29 protein-coding genes are annotated in these 15,650 nt (G+C 59.0%); all 29 read right to left on the bottom strand.

Annotated elements, in window-relative coordinates; translation table 11 throughout:
• Nucleotides 1-26: 26 nt before the first annotated feature.
• Complete coding sequence (locus GY791_02735) at nucleotides 27-1,454, bottom strand: Do family serine endopeptidase (protein MCP4327339.1); 1,428 nt, start codon at nucleotides 1,452-1,454, stop codon at nucleotides 27-29.
• A gap of 98 nt (nucleotides 1,455-1,552) precedes the next feature.
• Nucleotides 1,553-1,984 carry a 50S ribosomal protein L17 gene (gene rplQ, locus GY791_02730; GenBank protein ID MCP4327338.1) on the bottom strand — a complete coding sequence of 144 codons (432 nt, stop codon included), beginning with the start codon at nucleotides 1,982-1,984 and terminating at the stop codon, nucleotides 1,553-1,555.
• Nucleotides 1,985-2,022: 38 nt separating this feature from the next.
• Entirely contained in the window at nucleotides 2,023-3,042 is a 1,020-nt protein-coding gene (locus tag GY791_02725) for a DNA-directed RNA polymerase subunit alpha (GenBank protein ID MCP4327337.1), read from the bottom strand.
• Between the two features lie 99 nt (nucleotides 3,043-3,141).
• Complete coding sequence (gene rpsK, locus GY791_02720; protein MCP4327336.1) at nucleotides 3,142-3,537, bottom strand: 30S ribosomal protein S11; 396 nt, start codon at nucleotides 3,535-3,537, stop codon at nucleotides 3,142-3,144.
• 24 nt (nucleotides 3,538-3,561) lie between these two features.
• Nucleotides 3,562-3,933, bottom strand: a complete 372-nt coding sequence (rpsM, locus tag GY791_02715) for a 30S ribosomal protein S13 (GenBank protein MCP4327335.1) — start codon at nucleotides 3,931-3,933, stop codon at nucleotides 3,562-3,564.
• A gap of 127 nt (nucleotides 3,934-4,060) precedes the next feature.
• The gene (locus tag GY791_02710) at nucleotides 4,061-4,711 is read right to left on the bottom strand and encodes an adenylate kinase (GenBank protein ID MCP4327334.1); all 651 of its coding nucleotides are present in this window, start codon (nucleotides 4,709-4,711) and stop codon (nucleotides 4,061-4,063) included.
• A complete protein-coding gene (secY, locus tag GY791_02705) occupies nucleotides 4,708-6,051 on the bottom strand; it encodes a preprotein translocase subunit SecY (protein ID MCP4327333.1) in 1,344 nt (447 codons plus the stop codon). The genes GY791_02710 and secY overlap by 4 nt, the downstream gene beginning before the upstream one ends.
• Before the next feature lie 20 nt (nucleotides 6,052-6,071).
• Nucleotides 6,072-6,593, bottom strand: a complete 522-nt coding sequence (locus GY791_02700; protein MCP4327332.1) for a 50S ribosomal protein L15 — start codon at nucleotides 6,591-6,593, stop codon at nucleotides 6,072-6,074.
• A 37-nt stretch (nucleotides 6,594-6,630) separates the two neighbouring features.
• Nucleotides 6,631-6,819 carry a 50S ribosomal protein L30 gene (rpmD, locus tag GY791_02695; protein MCP4327331.1) on the bottom strand — a complete coding sequence of 63 codons (189 nt, stop codon included), beginning with the start codon at nucleotides 6,817-6,819 and terminating at the stop codon, nucleotides 6,631-6,633.
• 5 nt (nucleotides 6,820-6,824) lie between these two features.
• Nucleotides 6,825-7,376, bottom strand: a complete 552-nt coding sequence (gene rpsE, locus GY791_02690; GenBank protein MCP4327330.1) for a 30S ribosomal protein S5 — start codon at nucleotides 7,374-7,376, stop codon at nucleotides 6,825-6,827.
• Nucleotides 7,377-7,387: 11 nt separating this feature from the next.
• Nucleotides 7,388-7,750 carry a 50S ribosomal protein L18 gene (rplR, locus tag GY791_02685; GenBank protein ID MCP4327329.1) on the bottom strand — a complete coding sequence of 121 codons (363 nt, stop codon included), beginning with the start codon at nucleotides 7,748-7,750 and terminating at the stop codon, nucleotides 7,388-7,390.
• A gap of 4 nt (nucleotides 7,751-7,754) precedes the next feature.
• Nucleotides 7,755-8,288: a 50S ribosomal protein L6 gene (gene rplF, locus GY791_02680; GenBank protein MCP4327328.1), complete on the bottom strand. Its 534-nt coding sequence runs from the start codon at nucleotides 8,286-8,288 to the stop codon at nucleotides 7,755-7,757.
• 8 nt (nucleotides 8,289-8,296) lie between these two features.
• The gene (rpsH, locus tag GY791_02675) at nucleotides 8,297-8,695 is read right to left on the bottom strand and encodes a 30S ribosomal protein S8 (GenBank protein MCP4327327.1); all 399 of its coding nucleotides are present in this window, start codon (nucleotides 8,693-8,695) and stop codon (nucleotides 8,297-8,299) included.
• 14 nt (nucleotides 8,696-8,709) lie between these two features.
• A complete protein-coding gene (gene rpsN, locus GY791_02670) occupies nucleotides 8,710-9,015 on the bottom strand; it encodes a 30S ribosomal protein S14 (GenBank protein ID MCP4327326.1) in 306 nt (101 codons plus the stop codon).
• Between the two features lie 23 nt (nucleotides 9,016-9,038).
• Complete coding sequence (rplE, locus tag GY791_02665; protein MCP4327325.1) at nucleotides 9,039-9,578, bottom strand: 50S ribosomal protein L5; 540 nt, start codon at nucleotides 9,576-9,578, stop codon at nucleotides 9,039-9,041.
• 11 nt (nucleotides 9,579-9,589) lie between these two features.
• Nucleotides 9,590-9,913: a 50S ribosomal protein L24 gene (gene rplX, locus GY791_02660; protein ID MCP4327324.1), complete on the bottom strand. Its 324-nt coding sequence runs from the start codon at nucleotides 9,911-9,913 to the stop codon at nucleotides 9,590-9,592.
• Nucleotides 9,913-10,281, bottom strand: coding sequence for a 50S ribosomal protein L14 (gene rplN / locus GY791_02655; protein ID MCP4327323.1), 369 nt, complete (start codon nucleotides 10,279-10,281; stop codon nucleotides 9,913-9,915). The genes rplX and rplN overlap by 1 nt, the downstream gene beginning before the upstream one ends.
• 11 nt (nucleotides 10,282-10,292) lie before the next feature.
• Nucleotides 10,293-10,544: a 30S ribosomal protein S17 gene (gene rpsQ / locus GY791_02650; protein ID MCP4327322.1), complete on the bottom strand. Its 252-nt coding sequence runs from the start codon at nucleotides 10,542-10,544 to the stop codon at nucleotides 10,293-10,295.
• Between the two features lie 3 nt (nucleotides 10,545-10,547).
• Complete coding sequence (gene rpmC / locus GY791_02645) at nucleotides 10,548-10,754, bottom strand: 50S ribosomal protein L29 (GenBank protein ID MCP4327321.1); 207 nt, start codon at nucleotides 10,752-10,754, stop codon at nucleotides 10,548-10,550.
• 4 nt (nucleotides 10,755-10,758) lie between these two features.
• Nucleotides 10,759-11,175 carry a 50S ribosomal protein L16 gene (gene rplP / locus GY791_02640; GenBank protein ID MCP4327320.1) on the bottom strand — a complete coding sequence of 139 codons (417 nt, stop codon included), beginning with the start codon at nucleotides 11,173-11,175 and terminating at the stop codon, nucleotides 10,759-10,761.
• A gap of 22 nt (nucleotides 11,176-11,197) precedes the next feature.
• Nucleotides 11,198-11,875: a 30S ribosomal protein S3 gene (gene rpsC, locus GY791_02635; GenBank protein MCP4327319.1), complete on the bottom strand. Its 678-nt coding sequence runs from the start codon at nucleotides 11,873-11,875 to the stop codon at nucleotides 11,198-11,200.
• A complete protein-coding gene (rplV, locus tag GY791_02630; GenBank protein ID MCP4327318.1) occupies nucleotides 11,875-12,255 on the bottom strand; it encodes a 50S ribosomal protein L22 in 381 nt (126 codons plus the stop codon). Before rplV ends, rpsC begins: the two co-directional genes overlap by 1 nt.
• A 2-nt stretch (nucleotides 12,256-12,257) precedes the next feature.
• Nucleotides 12,258-12,536, bottom strand: coding sequence for a 30S ribosomal protein S19 (gene rpsS, locus GY791_02625; protein MCP4327317.1), 279 nt, complete (start codon nucleotides 12,534-12,536; stop codon nucleotides 12,258-12,260).
• A gap of 15 nt (nucleotides 12,537-12,551) precedes the next feature.
• The gene (gene rplB / locus GY791_02620) at nucleotides 12,552-13,382 is read right to left on the bottom strand and encodes a 50S ribosomal protein L2 (GenBank protein MCP4327316.1); all 831 of its coding nucleotides are present in this window, start codon (nucleotides 13,380-13,382) and stop codon (nucleotides 12,552-12,554) included.
• Between the two features lie 4 nt (nucleotides 13,383-13,386).
• Nucleotides 13,387-13,695: a 50S ribosomal protein L23 gene (locus tag GY791_02615; GenBank protein MCP4327315.1), complete on the bottom strand. Its 309-nt coding sequence runs from the start codon at nucleotides 13,693-13,695 to the stop codon at nucleotides 13,387-13,389.
• An 11-nt stretch (nucleotides 13,696-13,706) separates the two neighbouring features.
• Nucleotides 13,707-14,327, bottom strand: a complete 621-nt coding sequence (rplD, locus tag GY791_02610) for a 50S ribosomal protein L4 (protein ID MCP4327314.1) — start codon at nucleotides 14,325-14,327, stop codon at nucleotides 13,707-13,709.
• Between the two features lie 3 nt (nucleotides 14,328-14,330).
• Complete coding sequence (rplC, locus tag GY791_02605; protein ID MCP4327313.1) at nucleotides 14,331-15,134, bottom strand: 50S ribosomal protein L3; 804 nt, start codon at nucleotides 15,132-15,134, stop codon at nucleotides 14,331-14,333.
• A gap of 9 nt (nucleotides 15,135-15,143) precedes the next feature.
• On the bottom strand, nucleotides 15,144-15,452 hold the full coding sequence (gene rpsJ, locus GY791_02600) for a 30S ribosomal protein S10 (protein MCP4327312.1): 309 nt from the start codon (nucleotides 15,450-15,452) through the stop codon (nucleotides 15,144-15,146).
• Between the two features lie 58 nt (nucleotides 15,453-15,510).
• On the bottom strand, nucleotides 15,511-15,650 hold a 140-nt coding region (gene tuf, locus GY791_02595), incomplete at its 5' end, for an elongation factor Tu (GenBank protein ID MCP4327311.1).

The raw sequence follows: 15,650 nt of genomic DNA, 5'->3' as shown, positions 1-15,650 counted from the left end.
CGGAGCTTGCGATTCGAAGAGTGTGTTCACCCCTGCACCACAACGGAAATGACTTGTCCCCCCCGTTTGATCGAGATCTTCCAGGTCCGTTGCGGCTTCGAGATCAGTCGTCTCAGCCCGCGAACGTCATCGACGGACCGGCCGGCCACGCTGACAACGAAATCACCCCGACGGAAACCGAGCCGCGCAGCCTGAGTCCGGCCTTTCACGTCGAGAATAATGACGCCTTCGGCGAAGGCGTCCTCGAAACCGACTTCTTCCGCGAGCGCCGGCGAAAAGTTGGCCACCGTGGCACCGTCGAGGGGATGGCGACCCTCGAGAATCGCCGTATCGCGGGCCGGGATTTCCGGCGGCGCGATCAATACCGCAGACAATTGGTCGCGGCCAACGCCGAAAATGCCGGTGAATTTCACGGTATCGCCAATATTGGCGGTGGCAATCCGGTATTCCAGCGACTCGTTGTCGGCCACCTCGCGGCCGTCGACGGTCTGAATGATATCGCCAACCTCGATTCCGGCCATGGCCGCCGGTCCGGCGGGATGCAGCTTGTTGACCATGACGCCGACTGGCCGGTGGAGGCCCATCGAGGATGCGATCTCCGCGGTAACCTCCTGCCCCCACGCGCCGAGCCACGGGCGGGCGACTTTGCCACCGCTGAGGATGTCTCGAACCACGGCGACGACCATGTCCGACGGGATGGCGAAGCCAATGCCGATCGAACCCCCACCGCGCGTGAAGATGGCCGAATTGATCCCGATGAGGCGGCCGTCGACGGTGACCAATGCGCCGCCCGAATTGCCTGGATTGATGGCCGCGTCGGTTTGAATGAAGGATTGAAAATCGGTTATTCCGACGTTGGTCCGTGCCAGCGCCGAAATAATGCCGCTGGTCACCGTCTGCCCCACGCCAAAGGGATTTCCCACCGCAATGACCAGGTCGCCGACCTCAACATCGTCCGAATCCGAAGGATCGAGAAAGGGCATTGCTTCGCCGGCGGTATCGATAGCCAGCACCGCGAGGTCGGTCCTTTCGTCGGAGCCGACGAGTCTGGCATCGAATTCCCTGCGATCGGACAGGACGGCGGTGATCTCATCGGCGCCATCGACGACATGGTGATTGGTGACAATGATACCGTCCGCACGGATCAGGACGCCGGATCCGAGAGCGCGTTCTATCCGTTGGCGCGGAACGCCAAAGAATGGGGACTCATCGCCGAAGAAACGTCGGAAGAAAGGATCATTGAAGAACGGCGAGACATGTCTCTGCCTGACGCTTTTGCGCGCGAAGATATTGACGACGGCGGGAGCAACTTGCTTCACGACCGGCGCGAAAGAGAGGGTGATCTGCGATCGAGATTTCGGCACCGCGCGGCTGTCGGCAAACGATCCGGGACCGATTCCGCAGGCCAAAACGATGACCATGGCCGACAGCAGCGCTTTCCGCATTTCCCCGATCCCAACCATCATCCGAATGCCAAGATAAAGGCCGTCGCAAATGCAAAGGGCAGCCCATTTTGGCTGCCCTCCGATTCTGGTGCCAACCACAGCTATGTTCAAGCCTCTGCGGCGGTCTCCGCTTCTTCGTCGACGATAACCGGCCCCGAGTCCTGACCCTTTGCGTCGGGATCCCGATCGACCAGTTCGATCACCGCCATCGGCGCCGAGTCGCCGTACCGGAAGCCGGACCGCAAAACACGCGTATATCCGCCTTGCCGGTCCTTATATCGATCGGCCAATGCATCGAACAGCTTTTGGGTAATGGCTCGGTCACCGCCCAATTCCGAAAGCGCTTGCCGACGGGCATGAAGGTCGCCTCGTTTGCCCAAGGTCACCAATCGATCCACAACGCCCCGCAGGTCCTTGGCTTTGTGCAGAGTGGTCGTGATCTGTTCGTGCTTGATCAGTGCCGCCGCCATATTCGAAAACATGGCCTTACGGTGGCTGGGGCTGCGGCTGAATTTCCGGCCGCTCTTACGGTGACGCATAACTGCCTCTCTTCACACTAGCCGATTCTTCTGGGCGTCTATTGGTACGGATCTTCGAGCCGTTTGGCGAGTTCCTCGATATTTTCCGGCGGCCAATTGGGAATCTCCATGCCAAGGCTCAGGTCCATGCCCTCGAGAACCTCTTTGATCTCGTTGAGCGACTTGCGTCCAAAATTGGGAGTCCTCAGCATTTCGGCCTCGGTCTTCTGAACGAGATCGCCAATGTAAATGATATTGTCGTTCTTCAAACAATTCGCCGAGCGTACCGACAGTTCGAGTTCGTCGACCTTTCGCAGCAGGTTCTTGTTGAACGGCAGGTCGGCTTCTTCTCTGTGCTCCTCGGCGGCCTTCGGCTCTTCGAAATTGATGAACAACTGTAGCTGATCCTGAAGAATGCGCGCCGCCAGCGCGACCGCATCTTCGGGTGTCACCGCGCCATTGGTTTCGACACTCAGAATCAGCTTGTCGTAGTCGGTCACTTGCCCGACACGAGCATTTTCGACCCGGTAAGTGACCTTCTTGACCGGGCTGTAGATGGCGTCAACCGGAATCAATCCGATCGGCGCATCCTCGGCCCTGTTCTGCGCCGCAGGGACGTAACCCTTGCCCGACTCGACCGTCATTTCCATGTCGAGCTTGGCGCCGTCGTCCAATGTGCAAATGATAAGATCGGGATCCATGATCTCGATGTCGTGGCCGGTTTCAATCATTCCGGCGGTGACCTCGCCAGGACCGACCGACCGCAATGTCATGCGCTTCGGGCCCTCGCCATGCATGCGTAGACCGATCGATTTGATGTTGAGAACGATATCGGTGACATCCTCGCGCACGCCGGGAATCGAGGAGAATTCATGGAGCACGGCCTCGATCTGCACGGAGGTGACCGCCGCGCCCTGTAACGAAGACAACAGGACCCGACGGACCGCATTGCCGAGCGTCAGCCCGAAGCCACGCTCCAACGGCTCTGCGGTAATCGTCGCAACCCGCTCCGGATCATCACCCGCCTCTACTTTGAGGCCCTTGGGTTTGATCATGTCTGTCCAATTTTTCTGTAACACGCGCTGACCTCATGTCGTTATCACGGCAATTGCCGCGATCGTTTGCTCAATTTTGCTTGGCGGCGAACTATTGCGCCGCAAATTCGTCCTCGATAGCGCCTACACGCGGCGGCGTTTGGGTGGACGGCACCCGTTGTGCGGAATCGGCGTCACGTCGCGAATGGCCGTAATCGTAAATCCCACTGCTTGCAGTGCCCGTAAGGCGGATTCACGTCCCGCGCCCGGTCCCTTGACTTCGACCTCAAGCGTCTTCACGCCATGCTCCTGTGCCTTGCGTCCGGCATCCTCTGCCGCCATCTGCGCCGCATAGGGGGTCGATTTTCGCGAACCCTTGAAGCCCTGGCCGCCGGCCGAAGACCATGCAATAGCATTTCCCTGCACGTCGGTAATCGTGATCTTCGTGTTATTGAAGGTCGCGTTCACGTGGGCGATGCCGGAAGTAATGTTTTTTCGCTCGCGGCGCCGAACGCGCCCGGTTGCAGCAGGTTTCGCCATATTTTGTCCTTCGAAGTAGTGGCGCTACGCCTTCTTCTTACCAGCGATAGGCCGCGCTTTGCCCTTGCGCGTCCGCGCATTTGTGTGTGTCCGTTGCCCGCGTACCGGCAACCCTTTCCGGTGCCGCAAGCCGCGATAGCAGCCGAGGTCCATCAGTCGCTTGATATTCATCGCGACCTCGCGCCGGAGGTCGCCTTCGACACGAAAATCGCGGTCGATAAGCTCGCGAATACGGATGACCTCATCCTCGCTTAATTCGTTGACCCTGCGCTCGATTGGAATGCCGACGGAGTCGCATATTTGCTTGGCCTTTGTCCGGCCAATCCCGCGAATATAGGTCAACCCGATCTCGACCCGCTTCTGAGTCGGAATGTTCACGCCAGCAATACGCGCCACGCCAGTAACTCCTTGTATTTCCGGGGAGTGCTAAGTCGGCAACCGTCCATTCGGACACGACAATACGCCCCTGAGGGGCCACCCAAGGTGGCCGGATTATAGGCCGCGCCAGTGCGAAGTCAACCGCTCAAGCGGCCTGCATGACCCCATCGATTTGGCGCGCCACTTCATCGATATCGGCCATCCCGTCGACGACCTTGAGAATGCCCTTTTCCGCATAATAGGGCAGTATGGGAGCGGTAAGCTCGTGATAAGCCTCGAGCCGCGCCCTGACGGTTTCTTCGTTGTCGTCGTCACGACGCGTAAACTCGGTCCCGCCGCATTTGTCGCAGATACCGTCTTTCTGTGGCCGCTTAAAATCGTCGTGATAGCCGGCCCCACAGGCCGCGCAGGTATAGCGCCCGGTTATGCGGCGTACCAGTGCCCCGTCGTCGACCCGGAGCTCGATAACATAGCTGAGGGCAAGACTCTTCTCCGCCAGCATCGTGTCGAGCGCCTCCGCCTGCGCCGTCGTGCGCGGAAACCCGTCGAGGATGAATCCATTGGCGCAGTCGGGCTGATCGATTCGATCGGCGATCATGGCAATAATGATATCGTCCGAGACCAATTGCCCGGCGTCCATTACCGCCTTCGCTTTGCGCCCGATATCGCTGCCCGATGCGACCGCCGCGCGCAGCATGTCGCCGGTCGAGAGCTGAACGAGGTCGTACTTGTCCTCCAGGCGTTTGGCTTGGGTGCCCTTGCCGGCGCCCGGTGGGCCCAACAGGATCAGGTTCATCCGCGCCGGCCTCTCAACTTGGCCTTTTTGATCAGCCCGTCATACTGGTGGGACAGCAAATGGGCGTGAACCTGTCCGACCGTGTCCATCGTGACCGTAACGACGATCAGCAGACTGGTACCGCCGAAGTAGAAGGGGACCGCGAATCGGGAAATCAAAATCTCCGGCAGCAGGCACACGAGGGTCAGATAGGCCGCACCGACAAAAGTCAGGCGTGTAAGCACGTAATCCAAATATTCGGCCGTATTCTTACCCGGGCGAATACCGGGAACGAATCCGCCGTATTTCTTCAAATTGTCGGCCGTTTCTTCGGGATTGAAGACGATCGCCGTATAGAAGAAACAGAAAAAGATGATCAGGGCAGAGAACACGACGAGAAACAGCGGCGAACCGCGACCGACCAGCGCGGTCAGTTCGGACAGCCAACCAGGTCCGGTACCACCACTGAAACTGGCGACGGTCAACGGCATCAGCAACAATGAGCTAGCGAAAATTGGCGGAATAACACCGGCAGTATTGAGCTTCAGGGGCAGGAACGATGAATCGCCGCCAACCATCCGGTTGCCCTGTTGCCGCTTCGGATACTGGATGACGATCCGTCGCTGGGCGCGCTCCATGAAGACGATGAAGGCAATCACGAGAACCGACATCGCGATCAGGAAAATGATGAATAACGGCGACAGGGCGCCGGTGCGCCCAAGCTCCAGCGTGCTCGCAATCGCCGCCGGCAAATTAGCCACGATGCCGGAGAAAATGATCAACGATATGCCGTTGCCCACGCCCCGTGCGGTGATCTGTTCGCCCAGCCACATCAGGAATATCGTTCCACCGGCCAAGGTCATGGCCGTCGTCAGACGAAAGAACATGCCCGGATCGATGACCGCGGAGCCCTGCGAACCGGTCAGTCCCTCTAGCCCGGAGGCCAGCCCGTAGCCTTGGATGAAGGCGAGAAAGACAGTGCCATATCGGGTGTACTGATTGATCTTCTTGCGGCCCGTCTCGCCCTCTTTCTTGAGCTGCTCCAGGTGCGGCGAAACAGCCGTCATCAGCTGCATGATGATGGCGGCGGAGATATACGGCATGATATTGAGCGCAAATATAGTCATCCGCCCCAGCGCTCCGCCGGCGAACATGTCGAACATGCCAAGAATCCCGCCGGCGTTCTGCTGGAAAATATCTTCGAGAATTCCAGGATCTATGCCAGGCACGGGGATATAGGTGCCCAAGCGATAGATAATCAGCGCGCCCAACGTAAACCAAATACGTTTCTTGAGCTCGGTCGCCTTCGCGATCGCGCCAAAGTTGATGTTTGCCGCAAGTTGTTCGGCAGCTGAGGCCATCGGGGCTTCCGTTCTCGCCGTTAGGCGTCCACAGCATCCTTGGTCGACGAAACAGCGGATTTCTCTTCGGCCCCGGTTGTCGAGACCGCCAACAGAACCACCTTCCCACCTGCCGCCTCCACGGCCGCAATCGCGGTCTTGGATGCGCTATGCACTTCAATCGTTACTTTGGCCTTCAACTCGCCTTTTGCAAGAAGCTTAATGCCGTCCCGCGGCTTCGTGATCAAACCGGCCGATTGCAGGGCGGCAATATCGATGGTCTTTCCAGCATCGAGCTTCTTCGCGTCGATCGCTTGCTGAAGACGGCCAAGATTGACGACCTCCAGAGTGCGCCTGAAGATGTTGTTGAATCCGCGTTTCGGCAATCGGCGATAGAGGGGCATCTGACCGCCTTCAAAGCCCACAAGGCTAACACCGGAACGGGATTTTTGACCCTTCTGGCCCTTTCCGGCCGTCTTCCCGGTGCCGGACGCCATACCGCGCCCGACCCGCTTTCGCGATCGCCGAGCACCAGGATTGTCGGAAATTTGGTTTAGTCGCATCACATAGATCCTTGCGTTACCGGAGCCGCCGCGGCGTCTAGTCTTCGACCCGAACGAGATGGCTCACTTTGGCGATCATGCCGCGTACGGCCGGCGTGTCCTCGAGCTCCCGGGTACGGCCGATCTTGTTGAGGCCGAGTCCGATAAGGGTCTCACGCTGTTCTCGATATCGTCCGATCGCGCTGCCGGTTTGCGTTACCCTGACGGTCTTTTTCTCGGTTGCCATGGCAACTATTCCTTATCGCTTGCATACTCGCGGCGGCCGACGATATCGCCAACCCGTTTGCCGCGTCGGGCGGCAACTTGGCGCGGCGAATTTACCCGCTGCAACGCGTCAAAGGTCGCTTTGACCATATTGTAGGGGTTTGATGTGCCGATGGACTTCGCAACCACGTCGTGAACGCCAAGGCTCTCAAAAACAGCGCGCATCGGCCCCCCAGCTATAATGCCGGTGCCGGGTGGCGCAGCTCTCAATGTTACGTGTCCCGCTCCAAATCGGCCGTTGATGTCATGGTGAAGCGTACGCCCTTCCCGCAGCGGCACGCGGACCATGTTCCCCTTCGCCTGCTCGGTAGCCTTGCGGATGGCCTCGGGAACTTCGCGGGCCTTGCCATGGCCGTAGCCGACATGACCCTTGCCGTCGCCAACGACGACCAATGCCGCAAATCCAAATCGACGGCCGCCTTTGACCACCTTTGCCACGCGGTTGATGGCGACCAGCTTTTCGATTATGTCGCTGTCTTCGCGTGAATCCGAGCCGCGCGGTGTGTGACGAGCTGCCATCGAACGTTCCTTTAGAACTGCAATCCGCCCTCGCGGGCGGATTCGGCCAATGCTTGAATGCGGCCATGGTAAATGTAGCCGCCTCGATCGAAATACACTTCCTTGATACCGGCTTGGGTCGCGCGCTCAGCGATCACTCGCCCGACCGCCTTGGCGGCCTCGATGTCGGCGCCGGTCTTCAGTGCTTTGCGCACGTCCGCTTCTAAACTCGATGCCGACGCCAATGTCCGCCCTGCGCGGTCATCGATTATCTGGGCATAGATATGCTTGCTTGAACGAAACACGGAGAGCCTGACGCGGTCGCCGGCAACCCGCCTCATTTTGGCTCGATTACGCACTTTTCGGCGCGAGAACAGGTCAATTGACTTAGCCATTGTCTTACTTCTTCTTGCCTTCCTTGCGGAGTATGTACTCGTTTGCGTAGCGCACGCCTTTGCCCTTGTAAGGCTCGGGCTTTCGGTAGGCGCGAATCTCGGCGGCGACTTGCCCGACCCGTTGCTTGTTGGCACCCGACACCGAAATAAGGGTCGGCCGTTCACACTTGATCGTGATGCCGTCGGGGATGGTGTACCGGACGTCGTGGCTATAACCGAGTTGAAGGTTCAAAGCATCGCCTTCGACCGACGCGCGATAGCCGACGCCATGTATTTCCAAGTTCACGGTGAAGCCTTCCGAGACGCCAGTGACAATGTTGTCGACCAGGCTTCGCATGGTGCCCCACATTTGCCGCGCCCGTTTCGATTCGCCAACCGGCCGCACACGAATCTCGTTGTCCTCGATTTTGACTTCGACATTGTCGCTTAGAGGAAGCTCAAGGACTCCGAGCTTGCCCTTAGCGGTCATGGTCTGACCCACAACTTGGACGTCGACCCCATCCGGAATCGGTACCGGGTTTTTTCCAATTCGAGACATGCCGCCCCCTAGAAGACCTTACACAGGACTTCGCCGCCGACATTCTGATCCCGGGCCTCCGCATCCGATAGGACGCCTCGCGGCGTAGACAGGATGGAGATTCCGAGACCGCCATATTGTCGCGGCAGGTCCCTGATTTTCGAATAGACGCGGCGGCCCGGCTTCGAAACCCGTGAGATTTCACGTATCACCGGTTCACCGTCGAGATACTTGAGCTCGATGTTCAACTTATCCACGCCAGGCCGGTCGTTCGCATAGCTGTAGCCGCGGATATAGCCTTCTCGCTTCAGGACCTCGAGCACATTGGCGCGGAGTCTTGACGCGGGGCTTATGACGGTAATCTTGTGCGCGCGCTGTCCGTTACGAATGCGCGTCAGCAAATCACCGAGAGGATCGCTCATCGACATCTTGTCTGTCCCCCCTACCAGCTCGACTTGACCATGCCCGGAATTTGTCCGGTCGATGCAAGATCACGCAGTGCGATACGCGACATCTTGAACTTGCGGTAAAAAGAGCGCGGCCGTCCGGTCACCTCGCAGCGATTTCGAACCCGGTTGGGTGCCGAGTTTCGCGCGATCTTGGCGAGTTTCAGGCGTGCTGCAAACCGCTCTTCCGCCGGCACGTTGTCATCCCGCGCGATCGCCTTGAGAGCGTTGCGCCGGTCAGCGTATTTCATCACTAAACGCTTGCGCCGCTTGTTTTTTTCGATGGCACTCTTTTTCGCCATTGTAGCTATCTCCGCCTTCAGCGTTAGTTGGCAAACGGCATGTCGAAACCGCGCAGGAGCGCCTTCGCTTCCGCGTCGGTCTTCGCCGTTGTCACAATAACAATGTCCATTCCCCGAATATCATCGATCTTGTCGTAATCGATTTCCGGAAAAACAATCTGTTCCCGCAGGCCCAAGGCGAAGTTGCCCTGGCCATCGAAATTCTTGCCGCGGATCCCGCGAAAATCTCGAACGCGCGGCAGGGCGATCGTAACCAGCCGGTCGAGAAACTCGTACATGCGGGTCCGTCGCAGGGTGACTTTCGCACCAACCGGCATTCCCTCACGAAGCTTAAACGTCGCCACGGATCTCCTGGCTCGAATGATGATCGGTTTCTGCCCCGTGATTTGCATCAGTTCGGCCGCGGCGATGTCGATCTTCTTCGAATCCTGGACCGCCTCACCGACACCCATATTGACCACGATCTTGTCGAGGCGCGGCACTTCCATAGGGTTCTCGTACTTGAACTCCTCGCGAAGCGCCGGTTTGACGACTGAATTGTAATGTTCCTGCAATCTTGCCATTGCTCGTACGCCTATCGATCAATCACTTCGCCGGACCGCCGGGCAAAGCGCACCTTCCGTCCATCTTCGAGAAACTTGTAGCCGACGCGGGTCGGCTTTTTATCCTTCGGGTCGAGATGGGAGACATTGGATATATGGATCGACGCTTCCCGCTCGATGATTCCACCGGCATTCTGGGCAGTCGCACTCTGATGCCGCTTGATCATGTTGACGCCCTGCACGACGACGCGATTCTCGCCGCGACGCACCTCGAGAATCTCGCCTGATTTGCCTTCATCGCGACCGGTCAGAACGACGACCTGATCGCCTTTTTTGATCTTGAATTTTTCGGCCATCACAAGACCTCCGGCGCCAAGGAAATGATCTTCATGTACCCTTTCTGTCTCAGCTCACGGGTCACCGGGCCGAAAATGCGAGTACCAATCGGCTCGCCCTGCGCAGTGATCAGCACCGCAGCATTTCGATCGAACCGAATCGACGTACCATCGTCACGATGGATTTCCTTTGCCGTCCGCACGATGACCGCACGATGAATGTTGCCCTTTTTGACCCGACCACGCGGGATCGCCTCCTTGACGGAGACAACAATGACGTCGCCAACTCCCGCGGTCTTGCGCTTTGACCCGCCCAAGACCTTGATGCATTGGACTTTTCGGGCGCCGGAATTGTCGGCCACGCTGAGCCGTGTCTGCATCTGGATCATTGCTTACATTCCTACTGCGCGGCCACTTCGCCGACGTATCCCAATACTTGCCAAGTCTTGCGCTTCGAGATCGGGCGACATTCCTCGATGTGAACGACATCGCCGATCTTGTACTTGTTGTCGGCATCATGCGCCGCGAATCGATTCGAACGCGTAATGAATTTCTTGTACATCGGGTGCATGACCCGACGTTCAACTTTGACGATCACAGTCTTATCGCCTTTGTCACTGACGACCGTGCCGCGAAGGACTCGCTTCGGCATGGCTTATCCCTCCTGACCGACGGCGCGATGCCGCTCATTGATGACCGTCTTGATGCGCCCGATATCGCGTCGCACCTGGCGCACTCGCGCGGTGTTCTCGAGCTGGCCGCTGGCCCGCTGAAAGCGTAAATTGAAGGCTTCCTTCTTGAGGCCAAGAAGCTGGCTTTTCAATTCGTCGTCCGACTTGGACCTGAAATCTTCGATCTTCATTCGTTTAGTCCTCACCCAACCGGCTGACGAACTTGGTCTTTAGTGGCAATTTCGCAGCGGCCAGTTCCATCGCCCGCTTGGCGACATCTCGCGATACGCCGTCGACCTCGAACATGATCCGACCGGGATGCACGCGACAGGCCCAGAATTCCGGTGTCCCCTTGCCGCTTCCCATGCGTACTTCCGCCGGCTTGGAACTGATTGGAATATCCGGAAAAATCCGTATCCAGACACGTCCCGCGCGGCGCATGTGCCGTGTAATCGCGCGGCGCGCAGCTTCGATCTGCCGGGCTGTTACACGATTGGGCGCGATCGCCTTGAGACCGTACGCACCGAAATTCAGTGTCGTGCCACCCTTGGCCGCACCGTGAATCCGGCCTTTGTGCTGCTTGCGATATTTGGTCCGTTTCGGGGCTTGCATGACCCAAATCCTCTTTCGTCTTCTAGCGCGCCGGCTGTTGCTCGGCGGCGCGCTTATCCTGCGCCATCGGGTCCTGAGCCAAAATCTCACCCTTGAAGATCCAAACCTTGACCCCACAGGTCCCATAGGTCGTCTTGGCGGTCGCCTCACCGTAGTCGATGTCCGCGCGCAAGGTGTGAAGCGGCACGCGGCCCTCGCGGTACCACTCCATGCGCGCGATTTCCGCGCCACCCAGACGCCCGCCGCAATTGATCCTGATGCCTTCGGCCCCAAGACGCATGGCGGACTGCACGGCCCGTTTCATTGCACGCCGGAATGCGACGCGCCGTTCCAACTGTTGTGCCACGTTCTCCGCGACCAGCCGGGCTTCTATTTCCGGCTTGCGAATCTCAACGATATTGAGATGGACGTCGCTCTTGGTCATCCGCGAAAGATCGGCACGTAATTTCTCGATGTCCTGGCCCTTCTTGCCAATGACCACGCCGGGTCGCGCCGTATGAATGGTAATTCGGGCCTTTTTCGCCGGGCGCTCGATGACGATGCGGCTCACACCCGCTTGACTCAGCCGTTCGCGCAAGTATTCGCGAATCCGCAGATCGTCGTGCAGCAAGTCACCATAGTCATCTTCGGCGTACCACCGCGAATCCCAGGTACGATTGATGCCGAGGCGCAGTCCGATTGGATTGACCTTCTGGCCCATTAGGCTGTCTCCTCACGTTCCCGAACAACCACGGTAAGATTGCTGAACGGCTTTTGAATCTGTCCGACCCGGCCACGGGCCCTGGGCCGAAATCGTTTCATTACAAAGCTCTTGCCGACAAAGGCTTCCGCAACAAAGAGGCGGTCGACGTCGAGCTGATGGTTGTTTTCGGCATTGGCAATCGCCGATTCGAGCACCTTTTTGACGTCACGCGCGATACGGCGCTTCGAAAATGTCAAGGTCGCCAAAGCGGTGTCTGCCCGCTTTCCGCGAATCATCTGAGCCACGAGGTTGAGCTTCTGCGGGCTGGTGCGAATCGTACGCAAATAGGCCCGCGCCTCATTGTCTTTCAACCTGCGGTCGACCTTCGGCTTACCCATCACTAACCTCGCTTCGCCTTCTTGTCGGCGGCATGGCCGTAGAAGGTACGTGTCGGCGCAAACTCGCCAAATTTGTGCCCGACCATGTTCTCGGTCACCAGCACGGGTATGAACTTGTGGCCGTTATGAACACCGAACGTCAAACCAACAAATTGCGGCAGGATCGTCGATCTCCGCGACCATGTTCTAATCACGTCGTTGCGCCCCGAAGCGCGTGATGTCTCTGCCTTTTTGAGCAGATATCCATCAACGAATGGGCCCTTCCAAACTGAACGCGCCAAAGGACTACTCCTTCTCTACGACTTCTTGTGGCGACGGCGGATAATCAGCCGATCCGACGGTTTCTTGCGGCGGGTCCGCTTGCCCTTGGTGGGCTTGCCCCATGGTGTTACTGGATGGCGTCCACCCGACGTTCGCCCCTCGCCACCGCCGTGCGGGTGGTCGACCGGGTTCATCGCAACGCCGCGCACCGATGGCCGCTTGCCCAGCCAGCGCTTGCGCCCTGCCTTGCCGAGGTTCGTGTTCTGCTGGTCCGAATTCGAGACCGCGCCGACGGTGGCCATGCATTCCGCTCGCACCATGCGCATTTCCCCGGACCCCAACCGCAGCTGCGCATACCCGGAATCACGGCCAATCAACTGGCAATAGGTTCCCGCGGCGCGCGCGATTTGGCCACCCTTGCCGGCCTTCATTTCGACGTTATGGATAATCGTCCCGATCGGCATGTTCTTCATCGGCATGGCGTTACCGGGCTTGATGTCGACGCGATCGCCGGACACCACTGTATCGCCCGGCTGCAACCGCTGGGGCGCCAGGATGTAGGCTTGCTGGCCGTCTTCGTAGGTGACCAATGCGATAAACGCCGAGCGGTTCGGATCGTATTCGAGGCGCTCGACCTTGGCCGGAACATCGAACTTCCGACGTTTGAAGTCGACGATCCGGTAGCGTCGCTTGTGGCCACCGCCGACCCGACGCGCGGTTATACGGCCGGCGTTGTTACGGCCGCCTTTCTTGCTGAGACCTTCGGTCAATTCCTTGACCGGCTGGCCTTTCCACAATCGGGAACGATCGACCAAGACAAGCTGTCGTCGCCCAGGCGTCACCGGCTTATGGGTCTTCAATGCCATTGTCCTAGACCCCTGTCGTTACGTCGATCGAATGCCCGTCCTCGAGGGTAACGATCGCTTTCTTCAGGTCGGGCCGACGGCCCAATTCGCCCCGAAACCGTTTCACCTTGCCGCGCTGACGCAAGGTGTTGACTGCCTTCACCTTGACGGAGAATAGGCCTTCGACAGCCAGTTTGATTTCTGGCTTGGTCGCATCCAGGGGCACGCGAAATGTCACCTGATTGTGTTCGCCGCCGAGGGTCGATTTTTCGGTGATCAACGGGCTGCGAATGATGTCGTACATCCGTTCGCGGCTTACCGAGGGTTTTGCCATAATCTTCCGGCTCATTTGAGTCGCGCCTCCAAGTGGCTGACCGCGTCCCGGGTCAAGACCAAGACATCCCGGCGGAGAATGTCGTAGACATTCGCACCCTGCTGCGGCAGGACGTCGATGCCAACGATGTTCGAGGCCGCACGCACGAAGTTCTCATTGAGCTCGGGGCCATCGATAACGAGCGCCGAGCGAATGCCGAGCTTTCGCAAGGCTCCCGCCAACAACTTTGTCTTGGCCTCATTGAGACTGGCGCTGTCAATCACGACCAGCTTGCCTTCGGCGCTTTTCGCCGACAGCGCCGTCTTCAACGCCAGGCGCCGAACTTTCTTGGGCAGCTTGGTGCCATGGTCGCGCGGCGTCGGACCGAAGACCACACCGCCGCCCCGGAACTGACTGATCTTGGTGTTACCCGCACGCGCACGTCCGGTTCCCTTTTGACGCCATGGTTTACGATTGGCACCCCTTACCTCGCCGCGTCCCTTGGTGCTGTGGGTCCCTGCACGCGTACGGGCGAGCTGCCAGTTCACCATCCGGGCGAGTATGTCCTTGCGGGCCGGCAACGCAAAAACGGCGTCGTCGAGATCAATCTCTCCGGCTTCCTTGTTTTCGAGCGTCACGACGTTGCATTTCATGACCTAGGCGTCCTTCTCTTCGACGTCTTCGGAAGCGGACCCGTCACCGGCTTGGGCATCCTCCGCCGGCTCGGAAGCGGTCTCAGATTGTGCGTCACTTGCGGAGTTCGCTGTCTCGACCGCCGCGGCACCGGCATCGCGCAATCCGGCGGGGAACGGCACACCCTCCGGCATGTCCTTCTTCACTGCGTCCCGCAACAGGACGTAGCCCCCGGTGGCTCCCGGTACGGCGCCCCGGATCAAGACAAGGCCGCGCTCGTCGTCCGTCGAAACCACTTCCAGGTTCTGTGTAGTCACGCGGCTATTGCCCATTTGTCCCGCCATCTTCTTGCCTTTGAAGACCTTGCCGGGATCCTGGCATTGGCCGGTAGACCCATGGGACCGGTGGGAGACGGAAACGCCATGTGATGCGCGCAGGCCCCGAAAATTGTGCCGCTTCATGGCGCCAGCAAAGCCCTTGCCGATCGAAGTGCCGGTCGCGTCGACATATTGGCCGATCGCGAAATGGCTGGCCGCCAGCTCGGCGCCTACATTCAGGACCGCATCTTCGCTAACGCGAAATTCAACGACTTTGCCCTTGGGCTCCACCTTCGCCTTTGCGAAATGCCCGCGCACGGCGCGCGTGACATTCTTGGCCTTGGCCTTGCCAAAGCCGAGTTGCACCGCCGAATATCCGTCACGCTCCGTCGTCCGGGTGGCGACCACCTGGCAACCGGAAACTTCGAGAACGGTAACCGGTACGTGCCGGCCCTCATCCGTGAAGACTCGGGTCATGCCGACTTTTCGTGCGATAATTCCCGTACGCATGACTCGGCCCTACAGCTTGATTTCCACGTCGACGCCCGAGGCAAGATCGAGCTTCATGAGCGCGTCCACCGTTTGGGGCGTCGGATCAATGATGTCCAAGAGTCGGCGATGGGTGCGAATTTCGAACTGCTCGCGCGATTTCTTGTCGATATGCGGCGAGCGCAATACCGTGTAACGCTCGATCTTGGTCGGCAGCGGGATCGGCCCCCGAACTTCGGCGCCGGTGCGCTTCGCCGTATGGACGATCTCATTCGTCGACAAATCGAGCACACGGTGATCGAACGCCTTCAATCGGATTCGTATGTTTTGTTGTTCCATGGCCGTAATCCACAAAAACTCCGGCGCCCATTACCGGGCGCCGAATTTTTCTGCCTTTCTATTCGATGATATCGGCGACGACGCCGGCGCCGACGGTTCGGCCGCCCTCTCGGATGGCGAAACGCAGGCCCTTGTCCATGGCGATCGGCGCGATCAGCTCGACCGCCATCGAGATGTTGTCCCCCGGCATCACCATCT

Source organism: Alphaproteobacteria bacterium (assembly GCA_024244705.1).
Lineage (GTDB): Bacteria > Pseudomonadota > Alphaproteobacteria > JAAEOK01 > JAAEOK01 > JAAEOK01.
Note: the sequence above shows the minus strand (reverse complement) of the source record. Positions and strands in the feature narration are given on the sequence as shown.